We start from the raw sequence: 19,941 nt of genomic DNA on the forward strand, positions 1-19,941 counted from the left end.
TTCCCACCTCTGAAAGGACGTACGTGTCCGAACTCCTGGACCTCACAGCCTTCCCGCACGACTTCCTGTGGGGCACGGCCACCTCGGCCTACCAGATCGAGGGAGCCGTTGCCGAGGACGGACGGTCGCCCTCGATCTGGGACACCTTCTCGCACACCCCCGGCAGAGTCGCGGGCGACGACCACGGCGATGTGGCCTGCGACCACTACCACCGCTGGCCCGCCGACATCGGGCTGATGAAGCGGCTGGGCACCAACGCCTACCGGCTCTCCATCGCGTGGCCACGGGTGGTGCCGGGCGGCGACGGGCCGGTCAACGCCAAGGGCCTGGCCTTCTACGACGAGCTGATCGACGGTCTGCTGGAGGCGGGCATCACCCCGTCCGTCACCCTCTACCACTGGGACCTGCCGCAGGTGCTCCAGGACCGGGGCGGCTGGCCCGTGCGCGACACCGCGGAACACTTCGCCGCCTACGCCTCGGTGGTGGCCGACCGCCTCGGCGACCGGGTGCACCACTGGACCACCCTCAACGAACCGCTGTGCTCGGCCTGGATCGGCCACCTCGAAGGTGTGATGGCGCCGGGGCTCACCGATCTGACCGCGGCGGTCCGCGCCTCGTACCATCTGCTGCTCGGCCACGGCCTCGCCGCTCAGGCGATCCGGGCCGCCGCACCGGGCGCCGAGATCGGCATCGTCAACAACCTCAACACCGTCGTGGCCGCGAGCGACCGGCCGGAGGACCTGGCGGCCGCCCGGCGCATGGACGGCCACACCAACCGCTGGTGGCTGGACCCGGTCCACGGCCGTGGCTTCCCCGCGGACATGCGCGAGGTGTACGGCGTCGAACTGCCGGAGCACCCCGGCGACCTGGAGACCATCGCCGCACCCCTGGACTGGCTGGGCCTGAACTACTACTTCCCGGCCACCGTCACCGACGACCCCACCGGCCCGGCCCCCCACGCCCGCGCCGTCCGCCGCCCGGACGTACCCCGCACGGGCATGGACTGGGAGATCGACGCCACCGGTATCGAAACCCTCCTGCTGCGCCTGACCGGCGAATACGGCGCCCGCAAGCTGTACGTCACCGAGAACGGCTGCGCCTACCCCGACGTCGTACGCCCGGACGGGACCATCGACGACCCCGAGCGCCAGGACTACCTCGTCCAGCATCTCGCGGCCTGCGCCTCGGCGGCCCGCAAGGGCGCCCCGCTGGCCGGCTACTTCGCATGGTCGCTGCTCGACAACTTCGAGTGGGCCTACGGATACGACAAGCGCTTCGGCCTCGTCCACGTCGACTACGGCACGCAGGTCCGCACCATCAAGGGCTCCGGCCACCGCTACGCGGAGATCATCCGCGACCACCGCGGCCGGGCCCGCCGCGCGGCGTAGGGGATGTGCGGCTCCGCCGCGTGGTAGGGCTTCGCCTCAGACCCCGGGGTCCAGGGGCGGAGCCCGGGTAGCGGGAACGGCCGGGGAGGCTGTTCGCCTCCCCGCGCCTTCCGCGGCATCGATGTACGGCTCCGCCGCGTGGCAGGGCTCTGCCCCGGACGCCGGGGGTCCAGGGGCGGAGCCCCTGGTATCGGGAAGGGGCGGGGAGGGGAAAGACCCGCCGGACGCCTCCAGGGCCCGCACAGACGGCACTACGCGCACCACAGCACGCAGGCCACGACGGAAAGCACATCGGCACTACGGCACATCGGCACTACGGCACATCGGCACACGGCACGAAGGCACTTCAGCACCACCGCACTTCGGCACCACACGTGTACCCCCACGACCTCCTCGAGGAGAGCCGCATGCCATCCCGTACCCACCGCCACCGCACCCTGCTGAGCGCCCTCGCCACCCTGGCCACGGTCGCGCTGCTGTCCACGGGCCCGGCCCTCGCCACGCCCGCGTCCCACTCCACCAAGGCCGCCGCCGAGGCGACGTGGGACACCGACCGCGCGGCGGCCGCGTACGCCGCCAATCACAACGCCGTCAGCGCGTCCGGCAGCGAGAACGACGGCACCGCGCCGGGCCTGGCCTTCGACGGCAACGGGTCGACCCGCTGGGCCAGTCCGTTCAGCAACGACGCATGGATACGCGTCGACCTCGGCGCCACCATCCGCATCGACCGGGTCGTCCTGGACTGGGAGGCCGCCTACGGCAAGAGATACGTCCTGGAGGTGTCGAAGAACGGCACCGACTGGACCCCCTTCTACACCGAGAACGCCGGCACCGGAGGATCCCTCACCGCCCACACCTATCCGCAGGACGTCACCGGCCGCTACGTACGGATGCGTGGCATCGAGCGTGGCACGCCCTACGGCTATTCGCTGTACTCGTTCAAGGTCTACGGCGGAGAGCCCGCCCCGGCGTCGACGACCCGCGCCAACCTCGCCCTGAATCACCCCGCCTACTCCAACTACTACCAGCACGCGGGCAATTCACCCGCCTTCCTCACCGACGGCGGCTGGCCCGCCAACCTCAAGGACGACCAGACCCGCTGGTCCAGCGACTGGAACGCCGACCGCTGGGTCTCGGTGGACCTCGGCGCGACCTCCACGATCGACACCGTCGACCTCTACTGGGAGGCGGCCTACGCCGTCGACTATCAGGTGCAGGTGTCCGACGACAACCGCACCTGGCGCACGGTGTATCAGCCCTCCGCCGCCGAGGTGGCCGCCCGTCGCGCGGACGTCAAGTCGCCCGCCGATGCGGTGGGCCGCCATGACACCGTGAAGCTGTCGCAGCCCGCCACCGGCCGCTATGTGCGGATGCTCGGCAAGGAGCGCCGCTCCTTCTACAACCCGGCACCAGCCACGGCCCAGTTCGGCTACTCCCTCTACGAGTTCCAGGTCTGGGGCACCGGCGGGAGTGCCTCCGCCGCCTACCCGGCCCTCCCCGGTGAGCAGTCCGGTGCCTACCGGACGACGTTCCTCGACGACTTCACCGGCGCCACCCTCGACCGCTCCAAGTGGCGTGTGGTGCGGACCGGCCAGGAGATGGGCTCGGTCAACGGCGAGTCGCAGGCGTATGTCGACTCCTCCGACACCATCCGCACCGAGAACGGCAATCTCGTCCTCAGGGCGAAGTACTGCAAGGGCTGCACCCAGGCGGGCGGCGGTACCTACGACTTCACCTCCGGGCGCATTGACACCCACACCAAAATGGACTTCACCTACGGGCGGGTCAGCGCCCGGATGAAGCTGCCGGTCGGCGACGGGTTCTGGCCCGCGTTCTGGCTGCTGGGCAGCGATGTGGACGATCCGTCGGTCTCCTGGCCGTCCTCCGGTGAGACCGACATCATGGAGAACATCGGCTACGCGGACTGGACCAGCACCGCCCTGCACGGCCCCGGCTATTCGGCGGACGGCAACATCGGCGCCCGCCAGATCTACGAGGGCGGCGGCCGCGCCGACCAGTGGCACACCTACGCGGTGGAGTGGACACCCACCGTGATGCGCTTCCTCGTCGACGACCGGGTGGTCCAGGAGACGACCCGCAACAAGCTCGAATCCACCCGTGGCCAGTGGGTCTTCGGCCACAACCAGTACGTCATCCTCAACCTCGCCCTGGGCGGGGCGTATCCGGCCGGGTGGAACAAGGTCACCACCCCCTACTGGGGCCTGCCGCAGTCCAGTGTCGACCGGATCGCGGCGGGGGGAGTGCAGGCGGAGGTGGACTGGGTGCGCGTCGAACAGAAGGGCTGAGCGCTGCATCATGGGACGTCGACGGGCGGCCACCGTGGCCGCCCGTCAACGGAAGCGGCAGCGGAAGAAGGAGGAGCGTCCCATGCGAGTGGCGTTGCACTCGGTTCTCAAGGAGGGCCAGGAGTCCGGTTATGAGCAGGTGCACGCCACGGTCCCGGAGGACCTGCTGGAGGCGCTGCGACGGGCCGGGATCACCAATTGGCGGATCTGGCGCAGTGGACGCCATCTCTTCCACCTCGTGGACTGCGAGGACTTCGCGGCCGCGATGGCGGCGCTGGACAAGGATCCGGCCAACCAGCGCTGGCAGGAGTTCATCGGCGCCTATGTCGACCACTTCGAGGACACCGGCGGTTCCCCCGCCGAGGCGGAGCGGATGGCGCTCGGCGAGGTGTGGGAGCTGGGCGCCCAGGCCGAGGCCGCCGAGGGCCGCTGATAGGAGGTGTCCGGCGGATCGTGACGCCTGCGGTGGGCTGTTCCCCTCCCCGCCCCTTCCTGCGGCATCGATATGCGGCTCCGCCGGCAGCATCGATATGCGGCTCCGCCGCGTGGTCCGCCGGACACTCCGTAGGCGGGAACGACCGGCCGAACCGGCGGAGCCTACCCATCGGGATCGCTCGGCGCAGCCATTCATCAGACCTTGAGTACGGGTGAGAACGGGGCGAACGCGTCCGCGTACGACGTGGTGGCCCCGCGCGGGGGCGTGGCGGAGCGCGGCAAGCGCTCCGCACACGCCTGCCGCGCATCCCCGACTGGAGGTCAGTGAGTTGAGCCACCGACGTGTGAACAAGCGGACCCTCGCCATTTCCGGAGCCGCCGTCGCCGCGCTCGGAGCAGCGGCCATTCTGCTGCCCAACGCGAATGCGAACCCGGACGAGACGTCGGGCGCCAAGACCTTCTCGTCCCCGGTTGCGGTGAAGCTCGCGAGGAGCCTCGCCGCGGACCTCGGTGACAACGGTGCGGGCTGGTACTACGACAACGCCAACCGCCAACTGGTCATGAATGTGATGGACGAGGACTCCGCCGAGGGCGTCCGGGCCAAGGGCGCCGTGGCGAAGGTCGTGTCCAACAGCATGGAAGACCTGAAGGCCGCCACCAAGACGCTGAGCAGCGACGCGTCGGTGCCCGGCACCGCCTGGTCCATCGACCCGGTCACCAACAAGGTCCAGGTGACCGCCGACCGGACGGTGACCGGCGCCAAGTGGGCCATGCTGACCAAGGCCACGGACCAGATGGAGGGCACGGTCAGCGTCAAGCGCAGCCAGGGCGAGTTCAAGAAGTTCGACGGCGAGGAGGCGGCCCAGCCCGGCGACAACGGCGGCGCGGGTGCCGGGGACGCCGCGGGTGACGCGGGTGCGGCGGGCGGTGCTGATGATGCGGGCGCGGGCGGTGCGGGCGACGCGGGCGCGGGCGGGGCCGGTGATGCCGGTGCCGGAGGCGCCGCCGGCGGGGAGCAGGGCGCGGGTGGTGCTGGTGACGCCGGTGGCGGCGGTGACGCCGCGGCCGGAGGGCTCGACGGCGGCGATGCCATCTTCGGCGGTGGCGCCCGCTGTTCGCTCGGCTTCAACGTCAGCGTCGACGGCGCGCCGGGCTTCCTGACCGCCGGCCACTGTGGCAACGCATCCCAGACCTGGACCTCGGACGAGGCCGGCGCCCAGCAGGTGGGCACCGTGCAGGACTCCCAGTTCCCCGCGAGCGACTTCGCACTGGTGATGTACGACGACGCCACCACCCAGGCGTCCAGCACGGTCGACCTCCAGGACGGCAGCACCCAGGAGATCGGGCGTGCCGTCGAGGCGAGCGTGGGCCTGAAGGTGCAGCGCTCCGGCTCCACGACCGGAGTCACCGACGGTACGGTCACCGGCCTCAACGCCACGGTGAACTACGGCAACGGCGACATCGTCAACGGCCTCATCCAGACCGATGTGTGCGCCGAGCCCGGTGACAGCGGCGGTGCGATGTTCGCCGAGGACGCGGCGGTCGGGCTGACGTCCGGCGGCAGTGGCGACTGCACCCAGGGCGGCGAGACGTTCTTCCAGCCGGTGACCGGTGCGCTGGAAGCCACCGGCGCGGTCATCGGCGCAGGCGACGGCGGCGCCGGTGGCGGCGACGCGGCGGGCGGCGCTGGTGATGCGGCCGGTGGCGCCGGTGATGCGGCGGGTGGTGCTGGCGACGCGGCGGGTGGTGCTGGCGACGCGGCTGGCGGTGCCGGTGATGCGAGCGCGGTGGGCGGTGGCGGGGACCAAGGCGCCGGTGGTGCCGGGGACGCTAGCGGCCCCGGTGACCCAGGTGCCGCCGCCGGGGCCGGTGACACCGGCAGCGATGCGGGCCAGGGTCTCAACTGATCCGGCCCACCCCATGATCGGAGGCCCCGGGCGCCCTCCTGCCCCAGTGCCCGGGGCCTCCCCTTCCCTCCGCCCGCTGATGGCCCCTGATGGAATCCCGCCCGACGGAATCCCGCGGTGGTCAGGACGGATCCGGGCCGGAGACCGGAAGCCCGGCCGCCTCCGCCGCGGCGCCGAGCACCTCGCGCAGCATGGCCGGGGTGAGCCGTCCGGTGAAGGTGTTCTGCTGGCTCACGTGGTAGCAGCCGAAGAGCGTGAGCGGCGCCCCGCCATCGGCCGCCGGCAGTGTGCTCCGCCCGCCGTGCCCGAACACGGGCCGCGGCCGGGGCACGGACCATCCGGCCGCCTCCAGCGCGGGCATCACGGCCTGCCAGCCGAACGCGCCGAGCACCACGGCGGACCGTACGGTCGGCCGCAGCAGCCGCAGCTCCCGGGCCAGCCACGGGCGGCAGGTGTCCCGCTCCCCGGGAGTGGGGCGGTTGGCGGGCGGGGCGCAGTGCACCGGCGAGGTGATCCTGACCCCCCGCAGCTCCAGACCGTCGCCGCGGTGGGTGGCGGTGCGCCGGCTGGCCAGCCCCAGGTCGTACAGCGCCGAGTACAGGAAGTCGCCGGCGCGGTCGCCGGTGAACATCCGACCGGTGCGATTTCCACCGTGAGCGGCCGGCGCGAGGCCCACGATCGCCACCGAGGCGTCCGGTGGTCCGAAACCGGGCACCGGCCGCCCCCAGTAGTCCCAGTCGGCGTAGGCCCGGCGCTTGGTGCGTGCGGTCTCCTCCCGCCACTCGACCAGCCGGGGGCAGGCACGGCAGTCGATGAGCCGTCCGTCCAGCTCGGCGAGGGTTTCGGCGTCGGGGGCCCGACGGGCGGGGTAGGAGCGCGCGGGTTCGGAAGTGGTCATGTAGAAGGCTGCTGCCCCTTGTCCTTGCGCAGAAAACGCCGCAATCGGGTCAGCGGCCAGGTGTTGATGATGTCGTCCGGGGTGAGCCAGCCCCGCTGCGCCACGCCCACCCCGTACCGCATGTTGTCCAGATCCCGGGTCGAGTGGGCGTCGCTGTCCAGGGCGAACACCACTCCGTACGACTTCGCCCGCAGGATGTGCTCGTCCGACAGATCGAGCCGGTCCGGATGTGCGTTGATCTCCAGCGCGGTGCCGGTGCGGGCGCAGGCGGCGAACACCTCGTCCAAGTCGGCGTCGATACCGGGCCGTTTGCCGATCAGCCGGGTCGTCGGATGGCCGATGACATGGACGTACGGGTTCTCGCAGGCCCTCACCAGCCGCCGGGTCATGGCCTTGCGGTCCAGGCCGAACTGGGTGTGCACCGAGGCCACGCACACGTCGAAGTCCTCAAGGAACTCAGGCGGCCAGTCCACGTCTCCGTCGGTGTCGATGTTGAGCTCCACACCGTGCAGCAGCCGGGTGTGCCCGCGTCCGCGCCCCCGGTCGAGTTCGCGCACCCGCTCCCGCTGGGCCAGCATCTTCTCCTCGGTCATCTGCTGCATATACAGCTTGGGCGCGTGATCGGTGATGGCGTAGTACGCGTATCCGCGCCGCTCCGCCTTGGTGATCATGTCCTCCAGCGGTTCCAGCCCATCGGTGAGGTTGGTGTGGGTGTGCAGATCGCCCCGTAGGTCCGACTCCGTGACCAGCTTGGGGAGTTGGCCTTCGAGGGCGGCCTTGACCTCGCCCCGGTCCTCGCGCAGCGTCGGCGGGATCCAGTCCATGCCCAGCCGGGCGTAGACGTCCTCCTCGCTGCGTGAGGCGATGCTCTTGCCGCTCTTGGTCTCGAAGAGGCCGTACTCGGAGAGCTTGAGGCCATGGCGCACCGCGATCGCGCGGACGCGGATGTTGTGCGCCTTCGAGCCGGTGAAATAGAGCAGTCCCGCGCCCCATGAGTCCAGCGGCAGGACCCGCAGATCCACCTGCAGCCCCTTCGTGGTGCGGATCGATGTCTTCTTCTGGCCGTGTGCGATCACCTCGGCAGTGAGCGGAAGCCCGGTGAACGCCTCCATGAACGGGCCGGAATCCTCCGCCGCGACCAGGATGTCCACATCGCCCACGGTTTCCCTCATCCGGCGCAACGACCCGGCGTACGCACACCGCCGGCAGCCGCGCACCTTGGACAGGGCGGCGATGATGTCATCGGCCACGTCCATGGCCTCGTCGAGCGGGATGCGGTCGCCCGCGGCGCGCATCAGTGCGATGCCGTGCAGGATGTTCTCTTCCGACTTCGGCCCGAAGCCCTTGAGATCCCGCAGCCGGTGCTCCTCGATCGCCTGGGCCAGCTGGTCGATCGAGGAGATCTGCAGCTCCTCGTAGAGGATCATGGCCTTCTTCGGCCCCAGCGCTGGGATGGCGGTCAGCTCCCGCACCCCGGCCGGGATCGCGGCGCGCGCCTCCTCGACGGCGGGCATGGTCCCGGTGCGCAGATACTCGACCACCTTGTCGGCGATCGACCGGCCCACATTGGGGATGTCCCGCAGCGTCTTCGCGTCGAACTGCGAGATGTCGGCCGCATGGCCACCGATCGCCCGGGCGGCCTTCTCATACGCACGCGCCCGGTACGCGTCCCCGCCCGTGATCAGGAGGAGATCGGCGTACTCGCGCAGGAGGGCTTCGACCTCCTCGTTGGAGCGAGCCATGCCAGCGATTCTAGTCGTCTCTGGCGAACCCGGTGAGGTGGAGGGATCCTGGTGTCAGGAGCGAAACGGCGATCCGCGGAATTCGGGTCGGCCGGTTTCTGCCGTGTGTGTCCCCGGGTTTGGGGGAGGTCATGGACGTTGGATTCCTGAAGCCGTTGTTCGATCGCCCCGGTCCATGGGCGGGTGTGTACATGGACACCTCCCGCAGCACGGAGGACGCGCCCAGGCGGCGCACGCTGCGGGAGCGGTTCGTGGCGGATCAGCTGGCCGAGCAGGGCGCCGACCGCGCCACCTGTGACGCGGTGATCGAGCGGCTGGCAGGTGAGCAGGTGGCCAGGGCGTCCGCGGGGCGGGCGCTGTTCGCGACGGATGGCGAGGTGGTGCTCGACCTGCCGCTGGCCACGTCCCCGATCGATGTGGTGACGTCCTGGTCGATGCTGCCGCGGGTGGCGCCACTGGCCGCGTTCCGTGGCGAGTGGCCGGCCTGTCTGGTGGCCTTCGTCGACCAGGCGGGCGCCGATCTGGAGCTGCGGGACGACACCGGCAGCCGCCCGGCGGGCCGCGCGGGGAGGAGAGCGCATGGCCGGGGCCACCGGTCGGTGCCCGCCGACCGCCACGAGTGGCACTACCGCAACCGGGTCGGGAACACCTGGGAGCTGACCGCCGATCGCGTGGCCGACGAGCTGGTGCGGCAGTGGTCGGACGGCGATGCCGAACTGCTGATCCTGGCCGGTGATCCGCGCGAGCGCCGGGCAGTACGCGACCGGCTGCCCGAGCCGCTGCGCGCCACGACGGAGGAGATGCGCCACGGCAGCAGGGCCTCAGGATGCTCCGAGCTGCTGAACTCGGAGATCGACCATGTCCGGGCGGAGTACGCCCGCGCCCATCTGGAGTCGGTCCTCGATCTCTTCCGCGCCGGGCGGGGCCGCCCCGGCGGGCCGGGCCCGGGTGGGCACGACGGCGACGGACCGCCGAGCAGCGGCGCGGCGGAGGGGGTGCCGGCGGTCGTGGCGGCCATGCGCAGCCATCAGGCGGCCACGCTGCTGCTGGGCACCGCGGGGGGCGATATGCGTCATGAGGTGTGGATCGGCCCGGACGCCGATCAGGTGGCCGTGCAGCGCTCCCAGGCGCGTGCCATGGGTGTCAGAACACCCGAGGCCGCCCGCGCGGACGACGCGCTGATGCGGTCCGCGGCGGTGGCCGACACCGAGGTGCTGGTGGTGCCCGAGGGACTTCAGGGACCGGCCGGGGGCCTGGGCGCGGTGCTGCGCTGGCACGCTTGAACGAGGGCGCGGGGGCCAGGCACGGAGCGTCAGCGCTCCGCGGGCCGTGACGGACGATCGCGCCGCGCTCGGCCGCGCCGTGTCGGCTGCTCTGCGCCTGGCCGGGGCACAGCCCGTCGGCCGTGCCGTGGTGACCGTGACGACCGCGCCGCGCCGGCTACTCCGCGCCTGGCGGTCTGGCCGTGCCGGGCGCTGGCCGCGCATCACCGTGCCGCGCGTGACCGCCGCGCATCACCGCGGCTCCGCACCCCACCGCGCTATCCGCCGGAAGGGGCATTCTCGGCGGGCCTGGTTGACATGCCTCCCTCAGATCTCTACCGTCCCTAGATTGTTAGGAAACCTACTTAACCAATGCTCTGCCTGCCCTCAGGGAGACATCCGTGGTCCTCCGTCCGGCACCATCCCGGCGGCGGGCGCGAGCCCGCGTCCGACGCGCCCTGACCGCCTCGCTCGCCGTCGGCGGCCTCCTCCTCACCATCTCCCTGACCACCGGCGCCGCGCCCCCGCGCCCCGGTACGGCGGCGGGCGCCGCGGCCCCGGTGACCCGGGTGGGCGGGGCCCCGGGCACCGCGACTCCGCTCGCGGGCTTCGCCACGCAGTCCTCGGCCAAGGTGTCGGACACCCCCGCGGCCATCTCCACGCCCGGCTACCCCACATCCGGCTGGCACCCGGTGGGGCCCCGGTCGACGGTGCTCTCCGGGCTGCTCAACGCCGGCACGTACCCGGATCCGTTCTACTCGACCAACCTCAAGAAGATCCCGGCCGCCGACTTCGCCGTCCCGTGGTGGTACCGAAGCGACTTCACCGTGGCCGACCCCTCCCGCCGCACCTATCTGGACGTCAGTGGTGTGGTGTCCGCCGCCGATGTGTATGTCAACGGTGCCCAGGTCGCCACCAAGGAGCGGATCGCCGGCGCGTACACCCAGCATGAGCTGGACGTCACCGACCAGGTCAAGGCGGGCACCAACACCGTGGCGTTCCGCGTCCAGCCCAACGATCCGCGCAAGAACCTCACGATGGGCTGGATCGACTGGCTGCAGCCCCCGCCCGACGAGAACATGGGCATCGTCCGCGATGTTCTGATCCGCCGCGGTGGCCCGGTGGCCCTGCGCGACGCGCATGTGACGACCCGGCTGGACACCGACTCGCTCGCCTCCGCCGAACTCACCGTCAAGGCCCAGGTCCGTAACGACTCCGGCGCCACGGTCACCGCCACGGTCTCCGGTACGGCCGGCCCCGCGGCCATCGGCCGCACGGTGTCGCTCGCCCCGCACCAGACCAAGACCGTCACCTTCACCCCCGACGACGTTCCGGGACTGCGACTGGACCGGCCCAAGGTGTGGTGGCCCGCCGGGATGGGCGATCAGCCGCTGTACGACCTCGACCTGACCGCCACCGTCTCGGGCACCCCCTCCGACACCGCTCACCACAGCTTCGGCATCCGCGACGTCAAGGCGCCGCTGAACGCCGACGGCGCCCGCCAGTACCGCATCAACGGACGCCCGCTGCTGATCAAGGCGGGCGGCTGGTCGCCCGATGTGTTTCTGCGCTGGGACGCCCGCTCGGTGGAGGACCGGCTGAAGTACACCCTCGACCTGGGGCTGAACACCGTCCGCCTCGAAGGCCATATCGAGCCGGACGAGTTCTTCGACCTCACCGACCGCTACGGCATCCTGACCCTCCCCGGCTGGGAGTGCTGTGACAAGTGGGAGGGCCAGGTCAACGGCGATGAGACGGGGGAGAAGTGGACCGCCGCCGACTACCCGGTCGCCAAGGACTCGATGGCCGCCGAGGCCGCGCGGCTGCGCGACCACCCCAGCGTCATCTCCTTCCTCATCGGCAGTGACTTCGCCCCCGACGCCACCATCGAGAAGAACTACCTCGACGCGCTCGAGGCAGCGGACTGGCCGAACCCGGTGATCCCCGCCGCCTCCGCCAAGTCCTCCCCGAAGCTCGGAAAGTCCGGCATGAAGATGACGGGCCCCTACGACTGGGTCCCGCCGGACTACTGGTACGCCAAGCGAGAGGGCGGGGCCACCGGCTTCAACTCCGAGACCAGCGCCGGGCCGGATATCCCCACCCTGGACACGCTCCGGCGCATGATGTCCCCCAGCGAACTGGAGACCCTGTGGCGGGACCCGTCGGCCAAGCAGTACCACCGGTCCCCGTCGGACACCTTCGGTGACCTCAGGCTGTTCGACAACGCGCTGATCGGCCGCTACGGACCGCCGACCGGGCTCGCGGACTATGTGCGCAAGGCGCGGCTCGCGCGGTACGAGGCGGTGCGCGCCCAGTTCGAGGCGTACGCGCGCAACTTCTCCGACGCCTCCCGGCCCGCCACCGGTGTCGTCCACTGGATGCTGAACAGCGGCTGGACCTCACTCCACTGGCAGCTCTTCGACCGCTATCTGGACCAGGGCGGGGCCTACTACGGCGCCAAGAAGGCCAATGAGCCGCTGCACATCCAGTATTCGTACGACTCCCGCTCGGTGGTCGTGGTCAACAGCCGGCACACCGCCGCCACCGGACTCACCGCCCGGGTCAGCCTCTACACCCCCGACGGCACCCGGAAGTTCGACAAGAGCGCCACCGGTCTTCGGGTGCCGGGCGACGGCGGCAAGGCCACCGCGCTCACCGTCCCGGCCAACGTGAGCGGAGTGTCCGGCGCCTATCTGGCCAAGCTCCAGCTCACCGATGGCGCGGGCAAGGAGATCGGCCGCAATGTGTACTGGCTCTCCACGGAGCAGGACGTGCTCGACTGGGACAACACCGACTGGTACTACACCCCCACCACCTCCTACGCGGATCTGACCGGGCTCGACGACATGGCCGAGGCGCCCGTGTCCGCCACCGCCACCACGACCGGCGGGCCGGACTCCACCGCCACCACGACCGTTACCCTGCGCAACACCGCCAGCCGAGGCACACCGGCGCTGCTCGTGGACGCCCATCTGGTGAACGGCTCGGACACGCCCGTCCTGCCCGTGCGCTGGTCGGACAACGAGGTGAGCCTGTGGCCGGGGGAGTCGGTGACGCTCACCGCCACCTATCGCACGGCGGACCTGGGCGGTTCGGCCCCCTCGGTCCGGATCTCGGGCTGGAACACCGCTACCCGCACCGTCCCCGCGGCCGCCAAATCCCGCTGATCGGCCCCGCCCTGAAATCGTGTCGAAAGGAATTTTTTTCGGCGAGTCCGATGCATGGAGCAAGTTCACACTTTTGTATGCTTTCTCCAGCGCGTCGTTCCCCCGTGTCGGACAGTCACTGTCCGTACGTTCACGAAAGGGGCTCCATATGCACACCATGGAGGTTCGCCCACCGGTACCCAGCCGTTCCACCAGCAGATGGCGTCGATACGGCCGACTCGCGGCCGCCAACTTCGTCCGCGGCGCGTCGTATGCCTGCGGCACCGCGGCCATCGGCCTGATGGCGTGGTGGGTGCAGACCCGCTGACCCGCCCCGCCACCTCGTCCCGAGCCGGAGCCCCTGACCGTCCCGCACCGTCGCGGCGGCCGTGAGCGGCCGTCGCGACGGCCCGGCTACGCCTGCGGATGCGGCTGTGAGCGGAAGCGGGGGAAGTGCAGACCCCGGTGCTCCGCGCGGGGAGCACCGCCGCCGAGATGCGTGCGCAACTGGATGCCGTGCATGATCTCGATGATGCCCAGGGCGAGCAGCCAGATGCCGGCCACCACGGTCAGTGCCGTGATCGAGCCGAAGGGGGCCACGATCAGGATGATTCCGCCCAGGATGGTGAGCACACCGAGGAACAGATGCCAGCCCCGGGCGGGCATGTCCTCACCGGAGATCGCCGTGGCGGTCTGCATCACGCCCCGGAGCAGCCAGGCGAAGCCGATCCACAGCGCGAGCAGCAGGATCGACTGGGCCGGACCCCGGAAGCAGAGCAGTCCGAGCAGCACGCTCAGCGCCCCGGTGACGAAACTCAGCACCCGCAGATGCCTCGGTATATGCGCACCGAAAGCCCCGACCAGCTGAAAGATCCCGCTGATCAGCAGATAGGCGCCGAACAGGGCGCCGACCACCACCAGCGTGGCCCCCGGCCACACCAGCACCATGATGCCCAGCGCGATCGCCACCACACCCGCGGCCACCAGGACCTGCCAGGCGGTGTCGGACAGCATGTTCTGCAGCGTGGCGTACGGCGTGCCCTCGCCGAAGGGCCGCTCTCCGGGCCGGCCGGAGGGTTCCCTTCTCGGCTGCTCGGCGCCGTGCGGACTGTCGGAGGAGTAAGTCATGGTCGTCCACCTCCTGGGGGAACAGGATGGCCGTAGCCCCACCTAACCATCGTCCCCCCGCGCCCGTCCCCGCGCCTGATGACATCGAGTAGTGCCTCGCGGGCTGCGGTCACGCATGGCAAGGTGGTGATGAAGCCGTGTCCTGGGCGCGTCGTAGGGAGGCCCGCATGGACGACAGGGAGTTCTTCCGGACAGTGGCGGACCGCACCCAGCTCTCACGGCAGGAAGCGGCCGATGTCACCCGCGCCACGCTCGAGACCGTGGCGGCCCGCCTCAGTGCGGGCGAGGCCCGCGATCTCGCCCGGGAGCTGCCCGAACACCTCCGGGAGTCCCTTCAGCGCGGGGAGGGGGACATGGAGATCTTCGACCCCGACGAGTCGATCCGCAGGGTGCATGAACGCACCGGGCTGTCGGAGCCGGAGGCCGACCGAGGTGTCCGGGCGGTCCTCGCCACGCTCCGGGAGGCCGTCTCCGCCGAGGAGTACGACCACGCCATGTCCCAGCTGGGCAGCGAGTTCGCGAGGTTGGCGGAGTCCGCGCGCTGACCCGCTCACGGGCGACGCGGCTCATCCGGCCCGCCAGCCGCTCCACCGCCCGACGGTGATCTCCACGACCGGCCCGCGCGGCGGCCGGTCCCCGTACTGGACCGGGTAGGTGTCCACGAGCAGCCGGACATAATCCGAGGACAGCGCCGACTCGTCGGCGGGGGGCAGGACGCGGGCCGTGCCGTCGCCCCGCGCCCACCACAGGTGGTCCCAGTTCTCGTCGTAGTCGTCCACCAGGAGACATACGGCGGGGTGGGCGCGGATGTTGTCCAGGCGCCTCAGCCGCATCGTCCGCTTCGGCTTGTGGTCGACGGCCGTCACCACCGTGTCGCCGGTCAGCGCGAAGACCACCGGCACCAGATGCGGGCGGTCCCCGGCGCCGACGGTCGCCAGCCGGGCCAGCCTGGCCCGCGCGAAACGCTCGCGCGCCTGCGCGCTCGTCAGTTCCGGCATCGCGGCCCCCGGCGGCTCACCGGAACCGGGCGGCGATCTGGGACATCGCGTCCAGCCGTGCGAGCGTCTCCGCCTCCGGCATCGTCGGCAGATAGAACAGCACCCGCTCCACACCGACGCGCTGATACCCCTCGACCACGTCGGCGTCCTCGGGCACCGCGTACACCGTCACCGGCACCTCACGGCCGGCCACCTCGCGCATCCGCTCGATCTGCGGGCCCAGCTCCTCGGGGGATCCGCTGTTGGCCAGCCAGGCATCGCCGAGGTCCGCGATCCGCCGGAACGCGGCGTCGCCGCCACCACCCACATAGATCGGCGGATGCGGCCGCTGGACGGGCTTGGGCCACTGGAAGACGGGGTCGAAGTTCACGAACTCCCCGTGGAATTCGGCCTTCTCCTTCGTCCACAGCTCACGGATGGCCCGCAGCCGCTCGTCCATCAGCCGCCCCCGGGTGGAGGGATCCGTCCCGTGGTTCTCCATCTCCTCACGGTTCCAGCCGGCGCCGACCCCGAAGACGGCTCTTCCGTCGGAGACCAGGTCGAGGGAGGCCACTTCGTTGGCGGTGGTGATCGGGTCCCGTTGCACCACCAGGAGGATTCCGGTCCCCAGCAGCAGGCGCTCGGTGACCGTGGCGATCGCGGCCAGCGTCACGAAGGGGTCGAGGGTGCGGTAGTACACCTCCGGAAGGTCTCCGCCACCCGGATAGGGGGTGCGGCGCTCGACCGGGATATGGCTGTGCTCCGCGATGAAGAGCGATTCGAAACCGCGCTCCTCCAGGGCCCGCCCCAGCGGGGCGGGCCGGATGCCCTGGTCGGTGACGAACGTGGATACGCCGATTTTCACTGCGGCTCCCTGGGAAGGTGCGTCGATGATCTACGGGAACCACATGGGTACCCGGCCCGGCGGAAACCGCAACGGTGCGCACGAGTGACACGGCGTGCCCGCCACCAGGACCTCGGGGCGGCGCGAGCCTTGCGACCTGCGGGAGCGCCCGGCCTTACCTCCGGCGCGAGCCCGCGGCCCTACGACCGGCGTTCACCCGGGCCGAGCAGGACACCCCGCTCCGCGTAGAACCGTCCGAGGTCGGCCCAGGGGACCTCGGCGAAGCGCTGCGAGCCCTCCGGGAAGCCCGACGGGTTGTGTACGAGGAGATGGTCCGGGGTGGCGCCGACGGTCAGCACCAGGTGGCCGCCCCGGTGCGGCGGCCGCGGGTCCAGGGTGCGCAGCGAGGGGTGGACGGACAGCATCGCGAGCCGCCCGGCCGCGAGATGTTCCGGCAGCTCCTCGGCCGGCAGCCGCGGCCGGGACTCGGCGAACAGCCCCCAGCGCCGCCGTGCGTAGGCGGCGAACGGAGCGTAGATGAGCCCGTCCACCCGGTCCGGATGGCGCACATAGGCCCCCGCCTCGACACACTCCTCGGCGAGCGTCACCGCGGGCGGCGCGGTGCCACACCAGTGCTCCAGGGCCATGCGCAGACACGCCATCCCGCACAGTCGCCACGACCAGAACGCGTACTCTTCCCGGCTCGCGGCCCCGGACTTCTGCCACAGCGGGTCGTCGGCCGCCGACAGGGTGCCCGCGATGATGTCGGGCACCAGGGCGGCCGACTCCCACTGGGCGTAATAGGGGACGGGATGGGTGAGGGAAACAGGGGCCTCGGACATGTGCGCCAGTCTTCCCGAAATCCGCCCGCCGCGCCGTGGCCTCCGGTCAGCCGCCGGTGGCGAAGCCCGGGAAGAGGGTCATCCCGCCGTCGACGTAGATGGTGGTGCCCACTACGTAGTCGCACAGGTCGGAGGCCAGGACCACGGCGGCGTTGGCGATGTCCAGGGGGTCGCCGATCCGGCCGTACGGGATGAGCTCCAGGAGGGCGGTCCGCGCCTCGGGGGTCTGCCAGGCACTGCGGTTGATCGGGGTCTTGATGGCGCCCGGCGCGATCGCGTTCACCCTGATCTTCTGGGGCGCGAACTCCTGGGCCAGGGTCTGTGCCAGCATCGCCACGCCGCCCTTGGACGACGCGTAGTTCACATGGCCCGCCCACGGGATGATCTGGTGGACCGAGCTCATACAGATGATTTTCCCGGCCGCCCGCGACACCTCCGGGACCACGCCACGCCGCAGGAACTCCTTGATCGCCTCCCTGGCGCACAGGAACTGGCCGGTGAGGTTGACGGAGATGACCTTCTCCCACTGCTCCAGTGTCATCTCGACCGTGGGGGCGTCCCGCTGCAGCCCCGCGTTGGCGACGAGGATGTCGATCGTGCCCAGGCGGTCGACCACCGTGGACACCAGGTCGATGACCTGGTCCTCCTGGGACACATCCGCCTGATGGGCGTAGGAGTGCACACCGTGGCTCTGGATCTCGGTGACGACGGCCTCGGCGGCGGGCCGGTCACTGGCGTAGTTGACCACCACATCCGCGCCGGCCCGTCCCAGAGCGATCGCGGTCGCCTTTCCGATCCCCGAGTTCGCCCCGGTCACCAGGGCCTTCTGCCCCTTGAGGAGTTCCGGGACGTGCACCGGAGGAGGACGCTCGGGATTGGTGTTCACTGGCTTTCGTCTCCTTCGCTTGGGCGTCCGTCACCCGCCGCACCGACCCTCGCAGTCCGCGGGGGGAGCCGCCGCTCCCCACGGCGCCACGGTCACCCACTAAGGCGATGCACATCGTTCCAGCGGCGCAACGCGCGCCCCGGCCCGGTCGGCCCCCGCTCAGCGGGCCTCGGCCAGCGCCTGGTCGCGCAGTGTCGAGCAGGTGCGGTTGATGAGCCGCGAGACGTGCATCTGCGATATGCCCAGCTGCTCGGCGATCCGGCTCTGTGTCATATCGCAGAAGAAGCGCATGTAGAGGATCTGCCGCTCCCGGTCGGGGAGCCGGCTCAGACCGGGGCGCACGGCCTCGCGGTCCACCACCCGGTCGTACGCGGCCTCCTGGGCACCGAGCGTGTCGGCCAGGGAGTAGCCGTCGTCGGAGCCGGTCAGCTGGGCGTCCAGGGAGAGCGGGGTGAAGCTGCCCATGGCCTCCATACCGGCCCGCACTTCCTTCTCGGTCAGCCCGGTGCGCTCGGCGATGTCCTGGGTCCGCGGCGGCCGGTCGTCCGCCGAATGGGACAGCTCGCGGTGGGCGGCCCGCACCCGGTTGCGCAGGTCCTGGACCCGGCGGGGGACGTGCAGCACCCACAGATGGTCCCGGAAGTGGCGCTTGATCTCGCCGACGATGGTGGGCACCGCGAACCCGGCGAAGGCGGTGCCGTGTTCCGGGTCGTACCGCTTGACGGCCTTCACCAGACCGAGCGCGGCCACCTGCTGCAGGTCCTCCAGGGATTCGCCGCGGTTGCGGTACTGCCGCGCCAGCCGTTCGGCCATCGGCATCCACGCCTCCACCACCTGACGGCGCAATGCCTCCTTCTTCGGCCCGTCGGGAAGCCGGGCCATTTCCGCGAACTCGGCGCTGGTGTCGGGCGCGTCGTCATGCGGGTGCTTCGTGGGGCCGGTCTGGGGCCGTGCCATGTCCTGCGTCGCGGTCGTCACGGAACACACCTCCTGCGATGGGCTGACGGGTCACCTGGGACCGGGGGTGCATCGCGGGAGGTTCGCGGGGACGTGCTGACCGGCGCGCCGCCGCGGTGTGGAGCAATACAGACTGCTCCCGCGGTGCGTGCCTACGGTCCGAAGCACGAATATCCGCCTGCCCTGGGCCCCCGGGGGCAAACAAAGTTCTTCCGGACGGGTCCGCGCGGCGGCACACCGGTGCGAACACCTGGACCGGGCGGCCGCCGTGGGGCCCGGGCTCAGCCCAACAGCGCGGCGACCGTCATCAGCACCGGTGGCGCGAGCAGCGTGGACAGCAGGATCGACTCGCGGGCCAGGATCGTGGCGGTCTCATACCGCGAGGCATAGGTGAACAGGTTCTGAGCCGCCGGTAGCGCGGAGGTGACGACGGCGGCGAAGAGCGCCGGGCCGCCCAGCCCGAACACACCCGCCGCGATGGCCCAGGCCACCACCGGCTGGGCGAAGGACTTCAACGCCACCGACAGCAGCACCGGCCCGCGTTCCGCGCCGCGCCCGGGGAGTTGAGTGCCCGGCAGCGAGATCCCGAACGCCAGCAGGACGGCGGGCACGGCCATGCCGCCCAGCAGCGAAAGCGGTTCGGTGACGGGCCCGGGGATCCGCCAGCCCGTGGCGGACACGAGGACGCCGGACAGCGAGCCGATCACGATGGGATTGCGGAACGGCGTGGTCAGCCTGCGGATCAGCGAGGGCCGCCGGCCGGGGCGGCTGAGATCGATGACCGTCAGGGCGATCGGGGTCATGACGAGTTGCTGGAAGAGCAGCACCGGGGCGATCAGGCTCGCGTCGCCGAGGACGTACATCGCGATGGGGATGCCGAGGTTGCCCGCGTTCACATAGCTCGCGCACAGTGCGCCGATCGTCGTCCGGCCCACGCTCCACCGCCGGACGGCGCCGACGGCGACGAACGTGCCCGCCACCACGAAGGTGCTCAGGGCGGTCACCAGCAGCGGGGTGGAGATGATGGCGGAGAGGTCTGCCTTGGAGAGCGTGGTGAACAGTAGCGCGGGGGAGGCCACATCGAACGAGAGCTTGGTGAGCACCTCCCTGCCGTGCTCGCCCAGGGAGCGGCGGCGCCCGAGGACATAGCCGGCGACGATGATCGACGCGATGACGCCGAAGCCGGTGATCACACCGCCCACTGGGCCTCCACCCCACCGTGG

The 19,941-nt window shown here is 71.0% G+C and carries 17 protein-coding genes; 8 read left to right on the forward strand and 9 right to left on the reverse strand.

Annotation, left to right across the window (positions count from 1 at the left end; all coding sequences use genetic code 11):
* The first annotated feature begins 23 nt into the window (after nt 1–23).
* From ACFYOY_RS32505 to ACFYOY_RS32520, 4 genes are all read left to right on the forward strand, one after another.
* The gene (locus ACFYOY_RS32505) at nt 24–1,388 is read left to right on the forward strand and encodes a GH1 family beta-glucosidase (protein WP_351892289.1); all 1,365 of its coding nucleotides are present in this window, start codon (nt 24–26) and stop codon (nt 1,386–1,388) included.
* Nucleotides 1,389–1,795: 407 nt separating this feature from the next.
* Nucleotides 1,796–3,694 carry a discoidin domain-containing protein gene (locus ACFYOY_RS32510; protein ID WP_351892294.1) on the forward strand — a complete coding sequence of 633 codons (1,899 nt, stop codon included), beginning with the start codon at nt 1,796–1,798 and terminating at the stop codon, nt 3,692–3,694.
* Between the two features lie 82 nt (nt 3,695–3,776).
* Nucleotides 3,777–4,127, forward strand: a complete 351-nt coding sequence (locus ACFYOY_RS32515) for an L-rhamnose mutarotase (RefSeq protein WP_351892301.1) — start codon at nt 3,777–3,779, stop codon at nt 4,125–4,127.
* Nucleotides 4,128–4,473: 346 nt separating this feature from the next.
* Complete coding sequence (locus tag ACFYOY_RS32520) at nt 4,474–6,036, forward strand: S1 family peptidase (RefSeq protein ID WP_388591077.1); 1,563 nt, start codon at nt 4,474–4,476, stop codon at nt 6,034–6,036.
* 121 nt (nt 6,037–6,157) lie between these two features.
* On the opposite strand, the gene ACFYOY_RS32525 is transcribed toward ACFYOY_RS32520, so the two are convergent.
* Nucleotides 6,158–6,934, reverse strand: a complete 777-nt coding sequence (locus ACFYOY_RS32525; RefSeq protein WP_351892314.1) for a uracil-DNA glycosylase — start codon at nt 6,932–6,934, stop codon at nt 6,158–6,160.
* On the reverse strand, nt 6,931–8,676 hold the full coding sequence (gene polX / locus ACFYOY_RS32530) for a DNA polymerase/3'-5' exonuclease PolX (RefSeq protein WP_351892320.1): 1,746 nt from the start codon (nt 8,674–8,676) through the stop codon (nt 6,931–6,933). The genes ACFYOY_RS32525 and polX overlap by 4 nt, the downstream gene beginning before the upstream one ends.
* A gap of 131 nt (nt 8,677–8,807) precedes the next feature.
* On the opposite strand from polX, the gene ACFYOY_RS32535 reads away from it, so the two are divergent.
* The 3 genes from ACFYOY_RS32535 (at nt 8,808) to ACFYOY_RS32545 (ending at nt 13,412) form a co-directional block, all read left to right on the forward strand.
* On the forward strand, nt 8,808–9,959 hold the full coding sequence (locus ACFYOY_RS32535; protein WP_351892326.1) for a hypothetical protein: 1,152 nt from the start codon (nt 8,808–8,810) through the stop codon (nt 9,957–9,959).
* Between the two features lie 380 nt (nt 9,960–10,339).
* Nucleotides 10,340–13,105, forward strand: a complete 2,766-nt coding sequence (locus ACFYOY_RS32540; RefSeq protein WP_388591079.1) for an exo-beta-D-glucosaminidase — start codon at nt 10,340–10,342, stop codon at nt 13,103–13,105.
* A gap of 148 nt (nt 13,106–13,253) precedes the next feature.
* Entirely contained in the window at nt 13,254–13,412 is a 159-nt protein-coding gene (locus ACFYOY_RS32545; RefSeq protein WP_014057037.1) for a hypothetical protein, read from the forward strand.
* Nucleotides 13,413–13,498: 86 nt separating this feature from the next.
* Here ACFYOY_RS32545 and ACFYOY_RS32550 read toward each other — a convergent pair whose 3' ends face one another.
* Nucleotides 13,499–14,212 (reverse strand): HdeD family acid-resistance protein, encoded by a 714-nt coding sequence (locus ACFYOY_RS32550; protein WP_351892338.1) that lies wholly within the window; start codon nt 14,210–14,212, stop codon nt 13,499–13,501.
* Nucleotides 14,213–14,379: 167 nt separating this feature from the next.
* Here ACFYOY_RS32550 and ACFYOY_RS32555 point away from each other — a divergent pair, with 167 nt between their 5' ends.
* Complete coding sequence (locus ACFYOY_RS32555) at nt 14,380–14,757, forward strand: DUF2267 domain-containing protein (protein WP_351892343.1); 378 nt, start codon at nt 14,380–14,382, stop codon at nt 14,755–14,757.
* Nucleotides 14,758–14,778: 21 nt separating this feature from the next.
* Here ACFYOY_RS32555 and ACFYOY_RS32560 read toward each other — a convergent pair whose 3' ends face one another.
* The 6 genes from ACFYOY_RS32560 to ACFYOY_RS32585 form a co-directional block, all read right to left on the reverse strand.
* Nucleotides 14,779–15,210, reverse strand: a complete 432-nt coding sequence (locus tag ACFYOY_RS32560; protein ID WP_351892347.1) for a TIGR03668 family PPOX class F420-dependent oxidoreductase — start codon at nt 15,208–15,210, stop codon at nt 14,779–14,781.
* Between the two features lie 16 nt (nt 15,211–15,226).
* On the reverse strand, nt 15,227–16,054 hold the full coding sequence (locus tag ACFYOY_RS32565; protein ID WP_351892354.1) for an LLM class F420-dependent oxidoreductase: 828 nt from the start codon (nt 16,052–16,054) through the stop codon (nt 15,227–15,229).
* Nucleotides 16,055–16,233: 179 nt separating this feature from the next.
* The gene (locus tag ACFYOY_RS32570) at nt 16,234–16,875 is read right to left on the reverse strand and encodes a C39 family peptidase (protein WP_351892360.1); all 642 of its coding nucleotides are present in this window, start codon (nt 16,873–16,875) and stop codon (nt 16,234–16,236) included.
* 46 nt (nt 16,876–16,921) lie between these two features.
* Entirely contained in the window at nt 16,922–17,761 is an 840-nt protein-coding gene (locus ACFYOY_RS32575) for an SDR family oxidoreductase (protein WP_351892367.1), read from the reverse strand.
* A gap of 159 nt (nt 17,762–17,920) precedes the next feature.
* On the reverse strand, nt 17,921–18,739 hold the full coding sequence (locus tag ACFYOY_RS32580; RefSeq protein ID WP_388591082.1) for a SigB/SigF/SigG family RNA polymerase sigma factor: 819 nt from the start codon (nt 18,737–18,739) through the stop codon (nt 17,921–17,923).
* A gap of 260 nt (nt 18,740–18,999) precedes the next feature.
* A complete protein-coding gene (locus ACFYOY_RS32585) occupies nt 19,000–19,920 on the reverse strand; it encodes an AEC family transporter (RefSeq protein WP_351892372.1) in 921 nt (306 codons plus the stop codon).
* Nucleotides 19,921–19,941: the final 21 nt, after the last annotated feature.

The organism is Streptomyces sp. NPDC007875 (assembly GCF_042868035.1).
GTDB classification, from domain to species: domain Bacteria; phylum Actinomycetota; class Actinomycetes; order Streptomycetales; family Streptomycetaceae; genus Streptomyces; species Streptomyces antimycoticus.

What these genes read in the sequence shown, in the direction of transcription:
- ACFYOY_RS32510 (WP_351892294.1), top strand. Translation starts at nt 1,796, where the DNA reads ATGCCATCCCGTACCCACCGCCACCGCACCCTGCTGAGCGCCCTCGCC.
- ACFYOY_RS32515 (WP_351892301.1), top strand. Translation starts at nt 3,777, where the DNA reads ATGCGAGTGGCGTTGCACTCGGTTCTCAAGGAGGGCCAGGAGTCCGGT.
- ACFYOY_RS32525 (WP_351892314.1), bottom strand. Translation starts at nt 6,934, where the DNA reads ATGACCACTTCCGAACCCGCGCGCTCCTACCCCGCCCGTCGGGCCCCC.
- polX (WP_351892320.1), bottom strand. Translation starts at nt 8,676, where the DNA reads ATGGCTCGCTCCAACGAGGAGGTCGAAGCCCTCCTGCGCGAGTACGCC.
- ACFYOY_RS32535 (WP_351892326.1), top strand. Translation starts at nt 8,808, where the DNA reads ATGGACGTTGGATTCCTGAAGCCGTTGTTCGATCGCCCCGGTCCATGG.
- ACFYOY_RS32545 (WP_014057037.1), top strand. Translation starts at nt 13,254, where the DNA reads ATGCACACCATGGAGGTTCGCCCACCGGTACCCAGCCGTTCCACCAGC.
- ACFYOY_RS32550 (WP_351892338.1), bottom strand. Translation starts at nt 14,212, where the DNA reads ATGACTTACTCCTCCGACAGTCCGCACGGCGCCGAGCAGCCGAGAAGG.
- ACFYOY_RS32555 (WP_351892343.1), top strand. Translation starts at nt 14,380, where the DNA reads ATGGACGACAGGGAGTTCTTCCGGACAGTGGCGGACCGCACCCAGCTC.
- ACFYOY_RS32560 (WP_351892347.1), bottom strand. Translation starts at nt 15,210, where the DNA reads ATGCCGGAACTGACGAGCGCGCAGGCGCGCGAGCGTTTCGCGCGGGCC.
- ACFYOY_RS32570 (WP_351892360.1), bottom strand. Translation starts at nt 16,875, where the DNA reads ATGTCCGAGGCCCCTGTTTCCCTCACCCATCCCGTCCCCTATTACGCC.